This is a genomic window from Embleya hyalina (assembly GCF_003967355.1).
GTDB lineage: Bacteria > Actinomycetota > Actinomycetes > Streptomycetales > Streptomycetaceae > Embleya > Embleya hyalina.
Genome location: NZ_BIFH01000016.1, coordinates 502169 through 517678, shown reverse-complemented (window position 1 = coordinate 517678; position 15510 = coordinate 502169). Strand labels below are relative to the sequence as shown.

General features: G+C 72.3%; 14 protein-coding genes. 10 read left to right on the top strand and 4 right to left on the bottom strand.

The genetic code is table 11. From position 1 onward, the window contains the following. Positions 1-26 precede the first annotated feature (26 nt). Positions 27-1181 carry an ROK family transcriptional regulator gene (locus EMA17_RS12950; RefSeq protein WP_246126624.1) on the bottom strand — a complete coding sequence of 385 codons (1155 nt, stop codon included), beginning with the start codon at positions 1179-1181 and terminating at the stop codon, positions 27-29. Positions 1182-1329: 148 nt separating this feature from the next. On the opposite strand from EMA17_RS12950, the gene EMA17_RS12945 reads away from it, so the two are divergent. The 7 genes from EMA17_RS12945 to EMA17_RS12915 all read left to right on the top strand — a co-directional run bounded on the left by EMA17_RS12945 (position 1330) and on the right by EMA17_RS12915 (position 7501). Beyond that, positions 1330-2097 carry an amino acid ABC transporter ATP-binding protein gene (locus EMA17_RS12945; RefSeq protein WP_126637077.1) on the top strand — a complete coding sequence of 256 codons (768 nt, stop codon included), beginning with the start codon at positions 1330-1332 and terminating at the stop codon, positions 2095-2097. Positions 2098-2168: 71 nt separating this feature from the next. Further along, the gene (locus EMA17_RS12940; RefSeq protein ID WP_126637076.1) at positions 2169-3134 is read left to right on the top strand and encodes a glutamate ABC transporter substrate-binding protein; all 966 of its coding nucleotides are present in this window, start codon (positions 2169-2171) and stop codon (positions 3132-3134) included. A gap of 376 nt (positions 3135-3510) precedes the next feature. Continuing rightward, positions 3511-4155 carry an amino acid ABC transporter permease gene (locus EMA17_RS12935; protein ID WP_126637075.1) on the top strand — a complete coding sequence of 215 codons (645 nt, stop codon included), beginning with the start codon at positions 3511-3513 and terminating at the stop codon, positions 4153-4155. Beyond that, complete coding sequence (locus EMA17_RS12930) at positions 4152-5015, top strand: amino acid ABC transporter permease (RefSeq protein WP_126637074.1); 864 nt, start codon at positions 4152-4154, stop codon at positions 5013-5015. Before EMA17_RS12935 ends, EMA17_RS12930 begins: the two co-directional genes overlap by 4 nt. A 50-nt stretch (positions 5016-5065) precedes the next feature. Continuing rightward, complete coding sequence (locus EMA17_RS12925) at positions 5066-6049, top strand: asparaginase (RefSeq protein WP_126637209.1); 984 nt, start codon at positions 5066-5068, stop codon at positions 6047-6049. A gap of 83 nt (positions 6050-6132) precedes the next feature. Then, entirely contained in the window at positions 6133-6906 is a 774-nt protein-coding gene (locus EMA17_RS12920) for a copper homeostasis protein CutC (protein WP_126637073.1), read from the top strand. Positions 6907-7018: 112 nt separating this feature from the next. Further along, positions 7019-7501 (top strand): VOC family protein, encoded by a 483-nt coding sequence (locus EMA17_RS12915; protein WP_126637072.1) that lies wholly within the window; start codon positions 7019-7021, stop codon positions 7499-7501. Between the two features lie 94 nt (positions 7502-7595). On the opposite strand, the gene EMA17_RS12910 is transcribed toward EMA17_RS12915, so the two are convergent. Both EMA17_RS12910 and EMA17_RS12905 read right to left on the bottom strand, forming a co-directional pair. Next, positions 7596-8192 carry a response regulator gene (locus EMA17_RS12910; RefSeq protein WP_218042795.1) on the bottom strand — a complete coding sequence of 199 codons (597 nt, stop codon included), beginning with the start codon at positions 8190-8192 and terminating at the stop codon, positions 7596-7598. A 56-nt stretch (positions 8193-8248) separates the two neighbouring features. Next, on the bottom strand, positions 8249-10348 hold the full coding sequence (locus EMA17_RS12905; RefSeq protein WP_246126623.1) for a sensor histidine kinase: 2100 nt from the start codon (positions 10346-10348) through the stop codon (positions 8249-8251). 213 nt (positions 10349-10561) lie between these two features. On the opposite strand from EMA17_RS12905, the gene EMA17_RS12900 reads away from it, so the two are divergent. Both EMA17_RS12900 and EMA17_RS12895 read left to right on the top strand, forming a co-directional pair. Then, a complete protein-coding gene (locus tag EMA17_RS12900; protein ID WP_218042772.1) occupies positions 10562-11260 on the top strand; it encodes a hypothetical protein in 699 nt (232 codons plus the stop codon). Between the two features lie 183 nt (positions 11261-11443). Further along, the gene (locus EMA17_RS12895; protein ID WP_126637070.1) at positions 11444-11938 is read left to right on the top strand and encodes a hypothetical protein; all 495 of its coding nucleotides are present in this window, start codon (positions 11444-11446) and stop codon (positions 11936-11938) included. A gap of 61 nt (positions 11939-11999) precedes the next feature. Here the strand turns inward: EMA17_RS12895 and EMA17_RS12890 are convergent, their stop codons facing one another. Beyond that, entirely contained in the window at positions 12000-12713 is a 714-nt protein-coding gene (locus tag EMA17_RS12890; RefSeq protein ID WP_126637069.1) for a TetR/AcrR family transcriptional regulator, read from the bottom strand. A gap of 82 nt (positions 12714-12795) precedes the next feature. On the opposite strand from EMA17_RS12890, the gene EMA17_RS12885 reads away from it, so the two are divergent. Then, complete coding sequence (locus tag EMA17_RS12885; RefSeq protein WP_126637068.1) at positions 12796-15315, top strand: alpha-L-rhamnosidase-related protein; 2520 nt, start codon at positions 12796-12798, stop codon at positions 15313-15315. The last annotated feature ends 195 nt before the right edge of the window (positions 15316-15510 follow it).

Here is a 15510-nt window from a genome sequence, read left to right as displayed (position 1 = left end):
AGAGGTTGAGAAGATCCGTTCCCGGGTCAGCGTGCGGCCAGCGTGTCGTCCACCCACTCGCTCGCGAGCACCTCGTCCAGGACCAGACTGCCGGCGCCCAACATGCACGCGTCCCGGCCGGTGACCGCCGTGGCGATCTCCAGGTCGCGGGTGGCCAACGGGAGGCAGCGCTCGTAGATCGCCCCGCGTACGGCGGCCACGAACGGCTCGGCGGCGGACAGACCGCCACCCAGGACGAGCACGTCGGGGTTGAAGAAGTTCACCAGCGGCACGAGCACCTGCCCGGCCAGCCGGCCCGCGTTGCGCACCAGCGTGGTCGCCTCCGGCACGCCGTCGTTGACCAGATCGACCAGGTGGCGCGAGGAGGAGACCTCGATGCCCTGCGCGCGCAGTATGCGGCGCAGCGCCGCGCCGCTGGCGTGCGCCTCCAGGCAGTCGGAGTGGCCGCACGAGCAGGTGACCGGCTCGGGTACGTGTACGGGGACGTGGCTGATGTCGCCGGCGGCGCCGCGTCCACGATGCAGCCGACCGGAGACAATGATGCCGCAGCCGATGCCGGTGCCGGCCTTGACCGCCATCAGGTTGTCCCGGTCCGGCCAGCCGTAGCGGTGTTCGCCGACCGCCATCAGATTGGCGTCGTTCTCCACCACCACGCGCACGCCGAGCAGTTCGCTCATCCGGCGGCCGATCGGGAAGTCGTTCCAGCCGGGCATCCGGGACGGGGCGACCACCTTGGCGGCGCCGGGGTCGACGGGTCCGGGCATGCCGATGCCGACGCCGAGCAGCGGCAGGTGTTCGACCTCGGCCTGACGCAGCGTCATGCGCAGGTTGTCCAGGAGTCGTTCGATCACCCGCTCGGGGCCTTCGGCGATCTCGCCCGGGAGTTCGTGTTCCAGGAGCACCCGGCCGGCCAGGTCCAGCACCGCCATGCGCACATGGTGGGTGCCGACGTCGACGGCGACCACGACGCCCGCGTTCTCGTGCAGGCGCAACTGTCGGGGCCGGCGGCCGCCTCGGGAGGCGCCCTCGCCGTCCTCGCGGAGCAGGCCGGCCTCGATCAGCTCCTCGACGCGCAGCGACACGCTCGACGGTGCCATGCCGCTCAACCGGGCGAGTTCCGCCCGGGATCGACCGTGCCCCTTGGCCACCAGTCGCACCAGGTCACCCGCGCTTCCACCCAACGTTCCACTCCCGTTCGAGGCACACCTGCTGCGGTACGGCAGTGACAGGAATAGCACACCCCGTAATAACCAGCAAGGCATTGACTTTATTCGAATCTCGCTTCTACTGTCACCTGAAACTTCGATTCCGAACAAAGATGGAGCGCAGATGAAGCCCGCGTCGCCTTCTTCCGCCGTAATGACGCCCATGGTCGAGGCGCGGGCCATCAACAAGTCGTTCGGCGCGGTCCGCGTGCTGACCGACGTGGACCTGACCGTCGCGGCCGGCGAAGTCGTCGTACTGATCGGCCCCTCGGGCGCCGGGAAATCGACGCTGTGCCGCTGCCTGAACCGGCTGGAGAACGTCGACTCGGGCGTGGTCCTGCTGGACGGCGAGGAACTGCCCGCCGAGGGTCGGGCCTTGGCTCGGCTGCGCACCGAAGTGGGCATGGTCTTCCAGCAGTTCAACCTGTTCGCGCACAAGACCGTGCTGCAGAACGTGACCCTCGGCCCGACCCGGGTCAAGGGTCTGTCCGCCGCCGACGCGGAGCACCGGGCCCGGGAGTTGCTGGACCGGGTCGGCATCGCCGACAAGGCCGACCACTACCCGGCCCAGCTCTCCGGCGGTCAGCAGCAGCGCGCCGCCATCGCCCGGGCGCTGGCCATGCAGCCCAAGGTGATGTTGTTCGACGAGCCGACCAGCGCGCTCGACCCGGAGATGGTCAACGAGGTCCTGGACGTCATGGTCGACCTGGCCCGCGAGGGCATGACCATGGTCGTGGTCACGCACGAGATGGGCTTCGCCCGCCGGGCCGCCGACCGCGTCGTGTTCATGGCGGATGGTCAGATCGTCGAGGTCGGCACGCCCGACACCTTCTTCACCGCCCCCACCACCGACCGCGCCCGCGACTTCCTGTCCAAGGTGCTCAGCCACTGACGCCCGCGCTCCTCCGGGCCCGTCCGTCCCGTCCCCTCTGTACCCCTGCCTAGCTGCAAAGGAAGGCCCCGATGTCCGGCTTCCCCCTGCGTCGCCCGCGCTCCGGCGCGTCATCGCGTCGGCTGCGTACCGCCGTTCCGGCCGTTTTGGCCGCGTTGTCCCTGAGCGTGCTGGCCGCCTGTTCCAGCGACTCCTCGTCCGACGCCGTCCCGGGCGGAAAGCCGGCCGGCGAGGACGTCGCCAAGAAGGCCGAGGGCGCGCCCGACGCCGCGATCCTGCCCGGCTCCACGATGGCCAAGATCAAGGAGCGCGGCTACCTGATCGTCGGCGGCTCCCAGGACGCGCCGCTGTGGTCGCAGCTCAACCCGATATCCGGCAAGACCGACGGGTTCGACGCCGAGATGGGCCGACTGCTGGCCAAGTACATCATCGGCAAGCCCGAGGTGAAGATCGTCAGTTCGGCCACCGAGACGCGTGAGGCGCTGCTGCAGAACGGCACCGTCGACGTGGTCTTCCAGACGTACACGATCACCCCGAAGCGGGCCGAGCAGGTCGCCTTCGCGGGCCCGTACTACTCCTCCGGCCAGGCCATCCTGACCAAGAAGGGCGCGAGCGGGATCAAGACGCCCGCCGACCTGAACGGCAAGACCGTGATCGCCGGCGCCAACACGCCCGCGATCGCCGCGATCAAGCAGGTCGCGCCGGACGCGAAGGTCGTCACCTTCGGCAGCGACCCCGAGTGCGTGACGGCGCTGCGCCAGGGCCGGGGCGACGCGTACGTGCAGGACCAGGCGTTGCTGGTGGCCGACGTGAAGCAGAACCCCGACACCACCGTCGTGGGCGAGCCGTTCACCGCCGACCCGTACGGCATCGGCCTCAAGAAGGACGACGCCGCGTTCAAGACGTTCGTCAACGACTGGCTGCGCAAGATCGGCCAGGACGGCTCGTGGCAGACGGTCTGGAAGCAGACGCTCGGCACGGTCGTCGAGGGCAACCCGCCGACGCCGCCCGCGATCGGCGGCGTCCCCGGCTCCTGAGCCCCGGGGTCGGGAGGGCGCCGCGCCCTCCCGACCCTCGTGCCGGAGCCCGATCCCGAGCCTTGAGCCCGAGCCTCGTGCCGGAGCCCGAGCCGGAGCCCGAGCCGGACGGCCGAACCGCCCGCGTCGCGGCGTCGGTTCGGCCGGCGGCCCTGGTCGCATCCCCGGATCGACCGCGTTCCGGTCGGCGTACCCGTCCGGCGCCGGCCCGGAACCGCTCCGCGCCCGCTGCCGACCCCGTCGAGCCCGACGGGCCCGTCGGGCCCGACGCGGTTCCGACCGCACGGACCCAGCCGGCCGCACATCCCCGCCGTCCCCTGCCCGCCGCTTCGCCCGGCCTCGTCCCCGCCCATCCCCTCGCGAAAGGTCCTCGCCGATGGATGTCGTGCTGCGACATCTCTCCGCTTTCACCGACGGCATCGTCACCACCCTCGAACTCACCGCGCTCTCCTTCCTCGGCGCGCTGCTGATCGGCGTCGTCGTGGCCGCCATGCGGGTGTCCCCCGTCACGGCGCTGCGCGGCGTGGGCACCGTGTACGTGGAGACCTTCCAGAACACCCCGCTCCTGGTCCTGCTCGTGCTGTTCGTCTTCGGCCTGCCCGAAGTCGGGGTGATCTTCCCGCTGTTCACCACGGCGGTGATCGTGATCGCGCTCTACGAGGCGGCCTACATCGCCGAGGCGGTGCGCTCGGGGATCAACACCGTCTCGATCGGCCAGGCCGAGGCGGCCCGGGCCCTGGGACTGACGTTCGGTCAGTCGTTGCGGCTGGTGATCCTGCCGCAGGCGCTGCGCGGCGTGGTACAGCCGATCGGCAACATCTTCATCGCGCTGACCATGAACACCTCGCTCGCCGCCGCCGTCGGCGTGGTCGAACTGACCTCCGCCGCCAACCGGGTCAACCTCATGGAGGCGCAACCCATCCCCGTGTTCGTCGGCGCGGGCATCGGCTACATGCTCATCTGCGCCACGGCGGGGATCGTCACCGGCATGATCGAGCGGAAGGTGGCGATCGTTCGATGAGCGCGTCCCGAGTGTTGTTCGACGAACCCGGCCCGATCGCGCGGCGCCGGATGCGGATCGCCACCGTCGTGGTCGGCGTCGCGGTGGCCGCGCTGCTCGCCGTGGCCGTGAAGCGGTTCGCCGACCACGGCCAGTTGGACGCGGACAAGTGGCGGCCGTACACCACCTGGCCGATGTGGCGGTATCTGCTGGAAGGGTTGTGGGCCACCATCCGGGCCGCCGCCGTGGCCACCGCGCTGTCCGTGGTCGGCGGCATCGTGCTCGCCCTGGGCCGGCTGTCCAGGCAGCGGGCGCTGCGCTGGTCGGCCACCGTGTACATCGAGGTGATGCGCACGGTTCCGGTGCTGCTCCTGGTCTACCTGGTGCTGTTCGGACTGCCGCACTACGGCGTGGACCTGCCGCTGTTCTGGAAATTGGTCCTGCCGCTCTCGGTGTCCGCGTCGGCGGTGTTCGCGGAGATCTTCCGGGCGGGCATCCTGTCCCTGGACCGCGGGCAGCGCGAGGCGGGGCTCGCCGTCGGGCTGACCGACGGTCAGACGATGCGGCTGATCGTGCTGCCGCAGGCGGTGCGCCGGTTGTTGCCGTCGCTGGTCAGCCAGTCCGTCGGGCTGCTCAAGGACACCTCGCTCGGCTTCATCGTCAGCTATTCGGAACTGCTGTACAGCGGGCGGGTGTTGGCCACCTACAACCGGCTGTTGATCCAGACCTACATCATCATCGCGCTGGTCTACATCGTGCTCAACGCGTCGTTGTCCAAGCTGGCCCGCACCCTGGAGGCCCGCCAGGGCTTCCGCTCCGTCGGCCGACGCCGGCTGCGCACACTGGTGCGGGCCAAGGCGGCGGCGGACCAACCGCTGTGACCACTTCCCCGTTCGGCGGCCGCACCGATCGGCCCATCCCGGAGGACCCCATGCGACCGGAGGACACCGTGCCCCACGAATCGACCACGCGCTACGCCGAACTCGCCGAGGTGGTGCGGTCCGGGTTCGTGGAGAGTCGGCACTTCGGCAGCCTGGTCGCACTCGCGCCGGACGGCCGGCCGGCGCTCGAACTGGGCGTGCCGAACGAGCCGGTGGTACCGCGCTCCTCGGCCAAGCCGTTCCAGGCGCTGGCCTGCCTGCGCGCGGGCGCGCCGCTGTCCGGGGCGCACGTGGCGATCGCGGCGGGCAGCCACACCGGGCAGGACTTCCACGTGGACGCGGTCGAGGACATCCTGACCCGCTCGGGGCTGACCTTCGACGCGCTGGGATGTCCGCCCAGCCGCCCGGAGGACGAGGACGCGTATCGGGAGATGATCGCGCGCGGCGAGGAGAACACCCGTGAGCGGATGAACTGCTCGGGCAAACACGCCGCGATGCTGGCGGCCTGCGTCGCGTCGGGGTGGCCGACCGAGGGCTACCTCGACCCGGGGCATCCGCTGCAGGTGCTGGTCCGCGAGGGCATCGAGGAACTGGCCGGCGAGTCGGTCGCGCACACCGCCGTGGACGGCTGCGGCGCACCGGTGTTCGCCATGACGCTGACCGGACTCGCCCGGGGCGTACGCGCGTTGGCCACTGCGACCACCGGTCCCGAGCGCGTGGTGGCCAAGGCGATGCGCGAACACCCGGCGTACGTGGGCGGGGAGGGGCAGGCCAACACCGAGGTGATGCGGCTGCTCCCGGGCGTCCTGGTCAAGGGCGGCGCCGAGGGCGTGTTCGTGGCGGCGACCACCGCCGGACACGCGGTCGCGGTCAAGGTGATCGACGGCAGCCCCCGCGCCACCACCGCACTCGCGCTGGCCGCGCTGCACACGCTCGGCGTGGACGTCTCGGCGGCCCACGAATGGACGACCGTACCGGTCCTGGGCGGCGGCCTGCCGGTCGGCGAGGTCCGCGTGACGTCCCACCCGGCGTAGCCCGGCGCCACCTCGCGCGGCACCGCGCCCCACCCGGCACAACCCCCTTCGAACAACCCTTCGCACCATCAGGAGTTCGCGTCATGACCGTCAACGCCGGCCCCACCCCCGCGCCCGCCTTCGAGATCTGCATCGACGACGTGCCGGGAGCGCTCGCCGCCGAACGTGTGGGCGCGCACCGCGTCGAACTGTGTGCGGACCTGTTCGAGGGCGGCATCACGCCGAGCCTGGGCCTGATCGAGACCACCCTGGCCGCCGTCGAGGCGATCCGGGTCCATGTGATCGTGCGGCCGCGCGGGGGCGACTTCGTCTACGACGAGTACGAGGCCGCCGCGATGCGCCGGGACGTCGAGGCGATCCGGGCGGCCGGTGCGCAGGGTGTGGTGATCGGCGCGCTGACCCCCGAGGGCGACCTGGACCGTCCGGTGATCGAGGCGTTGCTGGCCGCGGCCGGCGATCTGTCGGTCACCTTCCACCGCGCCTTCGACATGACCCGCGACCCGCACGCGGCCCTGGAGGAGCTGATCGAGCTGGGCGTCGACCGGGTGCTGACCTCGGGGCAGGACAGCAGCGTGCTGGAGGGCGCGCCGCTGATCGCCCGCCTGGTCACCCAGGCGGCGGGCCGGATCGTGGTGATGCCCGGCGGCGGGATCACCGCGCGCAACATCGACCGGGTACTGGCCGCCACCGGCGCGCGCGAGGTGCACTTCGCGGCGGGCGCGATCCTGGAGAGCCCCGCCACGCACCGCAACCCGCACCCGTACATGGGCGGCGCGCTGCGCCAACCGGAATACGCCCGCCGGGTGACCTCCGCCGACGGCATCCGCGACGTGCTGGACGCGGCGCGCGAGGGCTGATCGGGCGGCTCCGGACCCGAAGTGGGATTCCTCCGCCCGACACCGATGAGTTTGTGCGTCGGGACGGGTCGGTACTGGTGAGAGCGTCCACTACGGAGTACCGGAGGTTTCCATGCCCGCCCAGGGATTCACCACCTGCCTGTGGTTCGACGGCCAGGCCGAGCAGGCCGCGGACTTCTACCTGTCCGTGTTCAAGGACGGCAAGCAGGGCCGCGTCGGCTACTACAACGAGGCCAACCCGGACCAGGCCGGCCAGGTGCTCGTGGTCGAGTTCGAGATCAACGGGCAGAAGTTCGTCGCGCTCAACGGCGGGCCCCAGTTCAAGTTCAACGAGGCCGTCTCGTTCCAGATCCACTGCGCCGACCAGGACGAGGTCGACCACTACTGGGGTCTGCTCACCGCCGACGGCGGCGAGGAGGGCCCCTGTGGCTGGCTCAAGGACAAATACGGCCTGTCCTGGCAGGTCGTGCCGACCGAGGTGATGGACATGATCGGCGACCCGGACGGCGCGAAGGCGACCCGGGCCACCAGTGCCATGTACACCATGAAGCGCCTGGACGTCGCCGCGATCCGCAAGGCGTACGACGGCGAGTAGTCGAACGAGCGGCACGGTGTCCCACGGCGTTGCCGACACGGGTCGGGTCGAGCCCCACACGGGGCTCGACCCGACCCGTGCGCGATGTCCGTCCTCAGCCGCCCAACCCCGCGTCACGGGCGATGGCCACCGCCTCCGCGCGGCTGCGGGCGCGCAGCTTGGTCAGCACGTCGCTCACCCGATTGCGTACGGTCTTCTCCGACAGGATCAACCGCCGCGCGATCGACGCGTTGTCCAACCCCTGCGCGAGCAGGTCGAGGACCTCGCGCTCCCGGTCGGTCAACTGCGGGAACGGCACCGCGCCGCGCGCGTGCGCGGGGGCCGACGCGAAGAACGACAACACCCGGCGGGCGACGCGCGGGCCGAAGACGGCCTCGCCCCGCGCCACCCCCAGGATCGCGCGGCGGATGTCGTCCCCGTCCGCCTCCTTGAGGAGGTAGCCGCGCGCGCCGGCCCGCAGCGCCGCGAAGACCGTGTCCTCGTCCTCGTCCATGGTCAGCACGATCACCGCCGTGTCCGGATGGGTCGTGGTGATCCGCGCCGTCGCCTCCAACCCGCCGACGCCCGGCATCCGCAGGTCCATCAGCACCACGTCCGGCCGCAGCGCCGCCACCTCGGCCAGCGCCCCCGCCCCGTCGCCGGCCTGACCGACGACGTCGAGATCGGCCAGGTCCTCCAGCACCGTGACCATGCCGGCCCGGAAGACCGGGTGGTCGTCGACGACGAGCACGCTTACCGATGTGTCCACTACGACCTCTCCGACCCGCCGGGCAGGCTCGCCCGGACGACCACCCCGCCGCCCGGCGCGGGCAGGATCTCCATGCGTCCGCCGACCTCGTCCGCGCGTTCCCCCATACTGCGCAGGCCCACCCCGGCGGCCGGGTGCGCGGGCAGGCCGCGGCCATTGTCGCGTATCTCCAACCGGAGCCTCGCGTCGACCACCGCGGCCGACAGGCGCAGTTCGCTCGCGGCGCTGTGCCGCACCGCGTTCGAGACGGCCTCGGCGGCTATCGCGTAGGCCGCGACCTCCACTGCCGCGGGCAACTCGTCCAGTCCCGGGCCGAGTTCGACCGTGCAGCGCGGCGTCTCGTAGCCGGCGACCACGTCGCGCAGGGCCCCCGCGAGGCCGAGTTGGTCGAGGATGGGGGGACGCAGGCCGTGCACCACCGAGCGCAGGTCGGTCACCGTCTGGCGCAGCCGATCGCGCACCCCTCGGGCCCGATCGGCCAGGTCCGGCTGCCCCGCGGCGGCGATCCGGCGGGCCAGCGCGTCGAGTTGGTGCGCGGCGCCCGCGAGCGCCGGACCCACGCCGTCGTGCAGGTCCGCCCGCAGGCGGCGGCGCTCCTCCTCGCGGGCGACGACGATCCGGGCGCGGCTGCGGGCCACGTCGGTGACCAGCCCCGCCGCGTACGCCAACGTCGCCGCCCGGGCTGCGACCTCCTCGATCGCGGCGTACTCCTCGGGCGTCCAGCGCTCGCCGCCCGGCCGCAGGCCCACCCGCAGTTCACCCATGTCGCGGCCCAACGAACTCGCCGGGACGGCCCGCCAACCGGCGACCGGACTCCCGCTCTCCACCCGCAACGCGGCGCCGTGTTGCGGGAGATGGCTGTGGAACGCCACGTACGGCAGCCGTAGGGCGCGGCGCAGCGCGTGCACCAGACGTTGCAGCGCCTCGTCGGGCTCCGACGCCGGCGCCACCTGCCGGCCGACCCGCGCGAGCACCGCGTAGGGGTCGTGCCGGTGTCCGAACAACCAGCGGTCCACCGCCACCTGCACGGCGCTGCGCCCGGTCGCGGCGAGCAGCGCGACCACCGCCACCGCGAGGATCCCGCTCGTGGAGGTCGGCGCGACGCGCCCCACGCCCAGCACCAGCGCCGTGTAGACGCCGACCAGGACCAGCGTGAGGACGACGTAGACGATGGTGCGGTTGAGGACCAGGACCACGTCGAACAGGCGGTGCCGCAACATCGCGACCGCGATCCCCACCGGCGGGCTGAGCAACCCGACGGCGAAGAACAGGTCCTGCCCGGGGTCGGGTACCACGAGTGCCAGCAGCATGTTCGCGCCGAGCATCAGGCCGCCGAGCAGCAACCACTGGAGTTGGATGCGCTGTACGCCGACCGCCCGGCGCGTACGCACGAGCAGCGACGCGACCCCGGTCAGCAGCCCCGGCCCGAGGGTCGCGAACGCGCCGACGATCGTGAGGTATCCCAGCCACCACGCGCCGGGAACGGCCCACGGATTGCGCACGTCCTCGCTGATGTCGATCGACCCGTCCCGAAACATCGCCCCGAACAGCGCGATCGCCGCCACGACGCAGATCGCGTACGCCGGGAGCCGCCACCGGGGACCGGTCAGGTATCCGTCGGGGAACACCATCAGCAGCAGCGGCACCACCACGAAGTACTGGGCGAATCCCCAGGCGCCGACCCACGCCGCGAAATCCGCGCCCGGCAGCGGGTCGGCGCTGATCCGCGCGGAGGCGACCGCGTACAGCGACAGCAGCAGATACGGGCCCAGCGTCGCGGGTACCAGGAGCAGCCAGCCCACCGGATTGCGCGGTCGCCCGCGCACGATCAGCGCGCCGATCAGCGGCCACGCCGATCCGAGCACGACGTCGCCCCACGACATGGGACGCAGCTCGGTGCGTTCCGCGACCCAGTGGTAGGCGGGTACGTACGCCGCAGTCGTCGCGATGCCGATTGTGGCCGACACGCCCGCGAACACGATCAGTCGGGACTCCGGGACGCGCAGCAGCAGCGCGCGGATCCAGGCGGGCACGCGCGCGGGCGCGGGCCGGTCCGGCGGGCACGCGTCGAGCGGCGGCGGAACGGGCTGGGTGGTCACCGCGCCCATGCTGCCCTACCGCGTCGCGGCGTGGCCCGCCCCGCCGCGGGGATCCCGGAGAGACGGTGTCGATGTCCCTGGAACCCGGGACTCCGGGCCCGTCAGTCTGGCGATGCCGCACGGGCAGGGAGTCCGATACGCGCCACCCGATGGGGGACGTGCAGCCGCCGGGGGGACGGCGACGCGGGGCGGCGGACATGTGGAGGGGGAGACATGAGGTATCCGGATGTGAGCCCGGTCGGTGGGCGCGTCGAGGTCGGGGAGGCCCCGGCGCGCCATCGAACCCACTGGCCGCTGCTCGCGGTGGCGGCCGGCGTGCTGGGAGCGTTCGCGACGATCGTGATGGACGTGCATGTGGCGGAGGTCGACGGCGGCATGACGCTCGACCGGGTCGACGACGTGAGCGTGGTCAAGGCCCGGATCGGCTTCGCCGTCGGCTATGTCGTGGTCGCCCTGCTGATCGTGCTCGCCGCGGCCTGGCGGCGGCACGTGGAGCCGCGGGTGCCCGGGAGTACGGCGGCACGGGTGGTGTCGGCCGGCCTGGGTGCCTCGGCGGCGGCGCTGACCCTCGGCTACGGGTGGCGCGGCGCGATGGGCATCTACGGCGAAGGTGGCCCGGAGGACGAGCAGTTCGACCGGACCGCACGCTATGTCTACTACGTGCTCAACGACTTCGGGGCGTGGATCGGCTGGCTGGGCGTGCTGGTGGCCGCGTTCGCGATCGCCTGGATGGCGCTGCGGGAGCGTACCGTCTCGCGGTGGATCGGCTGGATCTCGGTGCTCGCCGCGGGTGCGCCGACCGTCGCCATGGCGGTGATGTCGGTACCCGGGATGCCCGCGCTGACGATGCCGTTCTGGCTGGTCGTCGCGGGCCTGGGGCTGACCTTCGGCAAGAGCACCATCACCCGCTGAGCCGGCATCGAGGAGACGGACCACGGAACCGGAACACCCACCGCCATGGATTTCCACGTGCGCCGGACACCACCGGCACCGCACAGCGCCCACCACGGACCGCCGAACCACGGTGCGCCGTATCCGCCGATGCTCCACCCGTCCGCCCCACCGCCCCGGGCGGGCGGGGGCGGTGGCAGGTGGATGATGATTCTGACCCTGGTCGGCACGGTGGCGACGGTCGTCAGCGTGCTGATCGCGATGAACGTCGGCCCCTTCGACTTCTCCGACCGGGGCACCGCGATCAGCCGGGCGTCGTACCTCGAGGGCGTCAACCGCACCTGCGCGGAGTCGTACGACAACATCGCCGACAAGCTCAACGACGTCGACGTGGCCGCCTCCACCGAGACCACGGACGTCGCCGCCCTGCGCCAACGCTTCCGGGCCCTGAACCTGTCGCTCGGGGCGCTGCTGGACAAGCTCGACGGGCTGCCCAGGCCCGGCCGCGTCGACACCGACGTCAAGGCGTGGTGGGACCTGTACAAACGGCAGGCCGCGTATGTCGCCACGATGACCGAGCAGTTCAACAACGGCGACGCGGAGGGCGCATCCGCGACGATCGAGGAGAACACCGAACTCACCAGGGCCGACGGCCCGTTGGACCTGGCCGCCAAGGCGGTCGGGGTGAAGTGCCCGTAGCGACGGCTCGTGCGGCGGGGCGGGGCCGGGCGGGTCGTGCGCCCGGCCCCGCCCCCCGGTGTCACTCGTGGCCGGTGGTCTCGCCCGTGACGGTGGTCGCGTAGGCCGCCGGGTCGGCGGCCAGGTCGCGGATCAGGGTCAGGGCGTAGGACTCGATGGCGGTGACCAGGTCGACCTCGCCCGGGTCGAGGAGCCACTGCGTCTGCAGGCCGTCCATGGTGGCGAGCAGTTCGGCGGCCTTCAGGCCCGGGTCGACCTCGGCGCGGATCTCGCCGGTCGCCTGGGCGTCGGTGATGATCCGCGCGATCAACTCGCGCAGCCTCCGGTAGCGCTGTACGAAGTAGTCGTGGGCGGGGTCCTGCGGGTCCAGGTTCTCCATGGTCAACACCGCGAGCAGGCGCGCGAGGCCCGGTTCGCGCGCGTTGCGGTGCGCGGAGGCGGGCATCTCCCGGATCGCCCGCAGCCCGCCGATGGCCACCGACTCCCGCGCGAACTCGATGCTCTGCGCGCCGCGGTGCTCGATCACCGCCTGCAGCAGGCCCTCCTTGCTGCCGAAGTAGTAGAGCAGCGCCGGTTGGGTGATCCCGGCGCGGGCCGCCACCTCCGCGAGCCCGGTGCCCCGGAAACCGCTGCGCGCGAACAACTCACTGGCGATGGTGACCAGTTCCTCGCGCCGGCGGGCACCGCGCTCGCTGCGGCCCGGGCCTCTACGGGGTTGCCGGGTCGGGCGGTGGGACCGGTCGGGGTCGTCGTCTTCGCGTGTTCTCGGGGTCACGGAACGCAGGCTAGCAGTTTTATCTAGTGGTCAGTAAAAAACGTGGTTATGGTGTGTGCCGCCGAGCGGAAGGACACGCACCATGCGAGAGACGTTCGCGAACCGTCGATGGCGGGGCCAGTGGATCTGGGCGGAGCACACCGCGGTGGGCGCGCCGTCCCGGGAGAACCCGATGAACGGCTCGCTCGATCCGGAGCGGTTCGACCGCCGCGTGTTGTTCCGGCGCACGTTCGAGCTGACCGAGGTGCCCGACCACGCGCCGTTCCGGATCAGCTCGGATTCGCGACACGTGCTCTACGTCAACGGCGTCGAACTCGCCCGCGGCCCGATCCGACACGGCGGCCGGCGGCTGTACTACGACGTCGGCGACGCGGCGACGGCACTGCGTCCCGGCCGCAACGTGATCGCCGTACTGGCCCGGTTCTACGGCCACCGCACCGCGTGGTGGGTGCCCTCACCGACCACGTACAGCCTCGGCGGCGGCGCGCTGGTCGCCGAGTTCGGCCTCGGCGCGGAGCGTTGGATCGGTACCGACACCGCCTGGCGCTGCCGGGTCCCCGACGCCTGGACGCCGTGTGCCCCCCGGTCCGCGGTGTCCCCGCAGATCCCGGAGATCCTGGACGCCCGCCGGCTGGACCCGGCCTGGACCCATCCGGATTTCGACGACAAACTCTGGGACGCGGCGACGGTGTTGGCCGCGGCCCACGTCGGCAGCACCGGCGCCACCCGGCCACCGGCCGAACCGTACGGCGCGCTGCTGCCCAATCCGCTGCCGGCGCTCGGCGGCGCCACCCGCACACCGGCCGCGTTCGACTCCGCGCCGCTGCCCGCCGCCCCGCGCCCCGAGGGCCCGTTGACGTTCGCCGACGTACACGCCGCGCTGCTCGACGCGCTCACCGCGATCCGGCCCGAGGCCCGCCCGGACACCGTCCCCGACCCGGCCGTCGACGCCCCCTCGCCCACCCTCGCGCTGCCCGCCGGCCGCCGGCTGGTGATCGCCGATCTGGGCCGTATGGTCGGCGGCACGGTGCGCCTCGACCTCGAAGCGCCCCCGGGGACCGTGGTGTTCGGCGCGCTCACCGAGTCGCCGACCCCGGCCGCGCTGGCCAGTGCCGCGTGCTTCGCCTACACCGCACGCGGGGACGAGGCGGGCGAGCGGTTCCGGCTCGGCGACCCGGCCGGGGGCCGCTATGTGCTCCTCGTGGTGGACGCCGTCGGACCGGTGCGGCTCGCGCCCGCCGTGCTCGAACGGCTGCGCCCGCGCCCCGCCGGTCCGTACTTCGCCTGCTCCGACCCGCTGTTGGAACGTATCCACCGGGTGGGCCTGCGCACCGTGGATCTGACCGCGCACGACGCCTACATCGACTGCCCCAGCCGGGAGCAGCGGGCCTGGACCGGCGACGCGGTCGTGCACCAGTCGGTCGACCTGGTCACCAACCCCGACTGGAGCCTGGCCCGGCACCAGCCCGTGCTCACCGCGACCCCGCGCGGCGACGGCCTGTTGCCGATGGTGGCCGCGGGCGACGGCGGTGATCCGGAGTTGGTCGGCATTCCCGACTGGTCGCTGCACTGGGTGCGTTCGGTGTACAACCTCCACCGCTACACCGGCGATCGGACGCTGATCGCCCGGCTGTTGCCCGCCGTCGAAACGGTGCTCGACTGGTTCACCGCCTTCCTCGGCGCCGACGGCCTGGTGCACGACGTGACCGGCTGGGTGCTGATCGACTGGTCGCCGGTGCAGGTCGAGGGCACCAGTGCGGCGCTGAACGCGCTGTGGGCGCGAGCGCTGGGCGACTTCGCGGAGATGGCGCATCGGTTGGGCGACGCCAACCGGGCCGCGCGGGCGCGGGAGTCGCACGACGCGGTGCGAGTGGGCTTCGAGGTGTTCTGGGACGAGGAGCGGGGCGGGTACCGCGATCACGCGGTGGACGACGTGGTGCGGCCCGCGATGAGCGAGCACACCACCGCGGCGGCGGTCTGCGCCGACCTCGTGCCGGCCGAGCGCGCGGATCGGGTGCGGAGGTTCCTGCTCGCGCGGGACGTGATGTTCACCCTGGCACCGGTCGCCGCGCACGGCGGGGACGCGGACGGCGCACCCACCGGGCACGAGGTGGCCCGTTTCACCCCGCCCGCCGTGACGTGGGACGCGCGGCGCCTGGTGGTGGGCGCACAACCCTTCTTCCGCTACGTGGTGCACGACGCCCTGGCCCTGCTCGGTGCCGCCGACACGATCGCCGACCTGTGCCGCGACTGGCGGCACCTGCTCGCCTCGGGCCCCACCGCGTGGCGGGAGACCTGGGAGGGCGGCAGCTACTGCCACGGCTGGTCGTCCACCCCCACCCGCGACCTGCTGGTGTACACCCTCGGGATCACTCCCGCCGAGCCCGGCTACACGACGGTCCGGATCGCCCCGCGCCTGGGCGACCTGGATTGGGCGAAGGGCGCGGTCCCCACCCCGTACGGGCTCGTCCACGTCGCGGTGGAGGGCACCCGTGTGCATGTGGAATCCCCGGTCCCGGTACGGCTCGTCGCCCCGGACGGCACCGTCGTCGACCGGCCCGCCGGCACGTTCGACGCGGACCTGACCGCGCCGGCGTCGTGACCCCGACGCGCCGTCGCGGCGGATCGCGGCGGTCGGGATCGCCTCGACGGACACGGCCGGGGATGGCCGGATCTCGACGGTCGCGGCATTGACGATTCCATGCCGACAACTTAACAATACGCGTAACGAAAGACCAGAAACGGTGTCCGCGTCCGGCCGCGCCCCCACCCGAGCGGCGGCCCCGTCCGGCCTGCC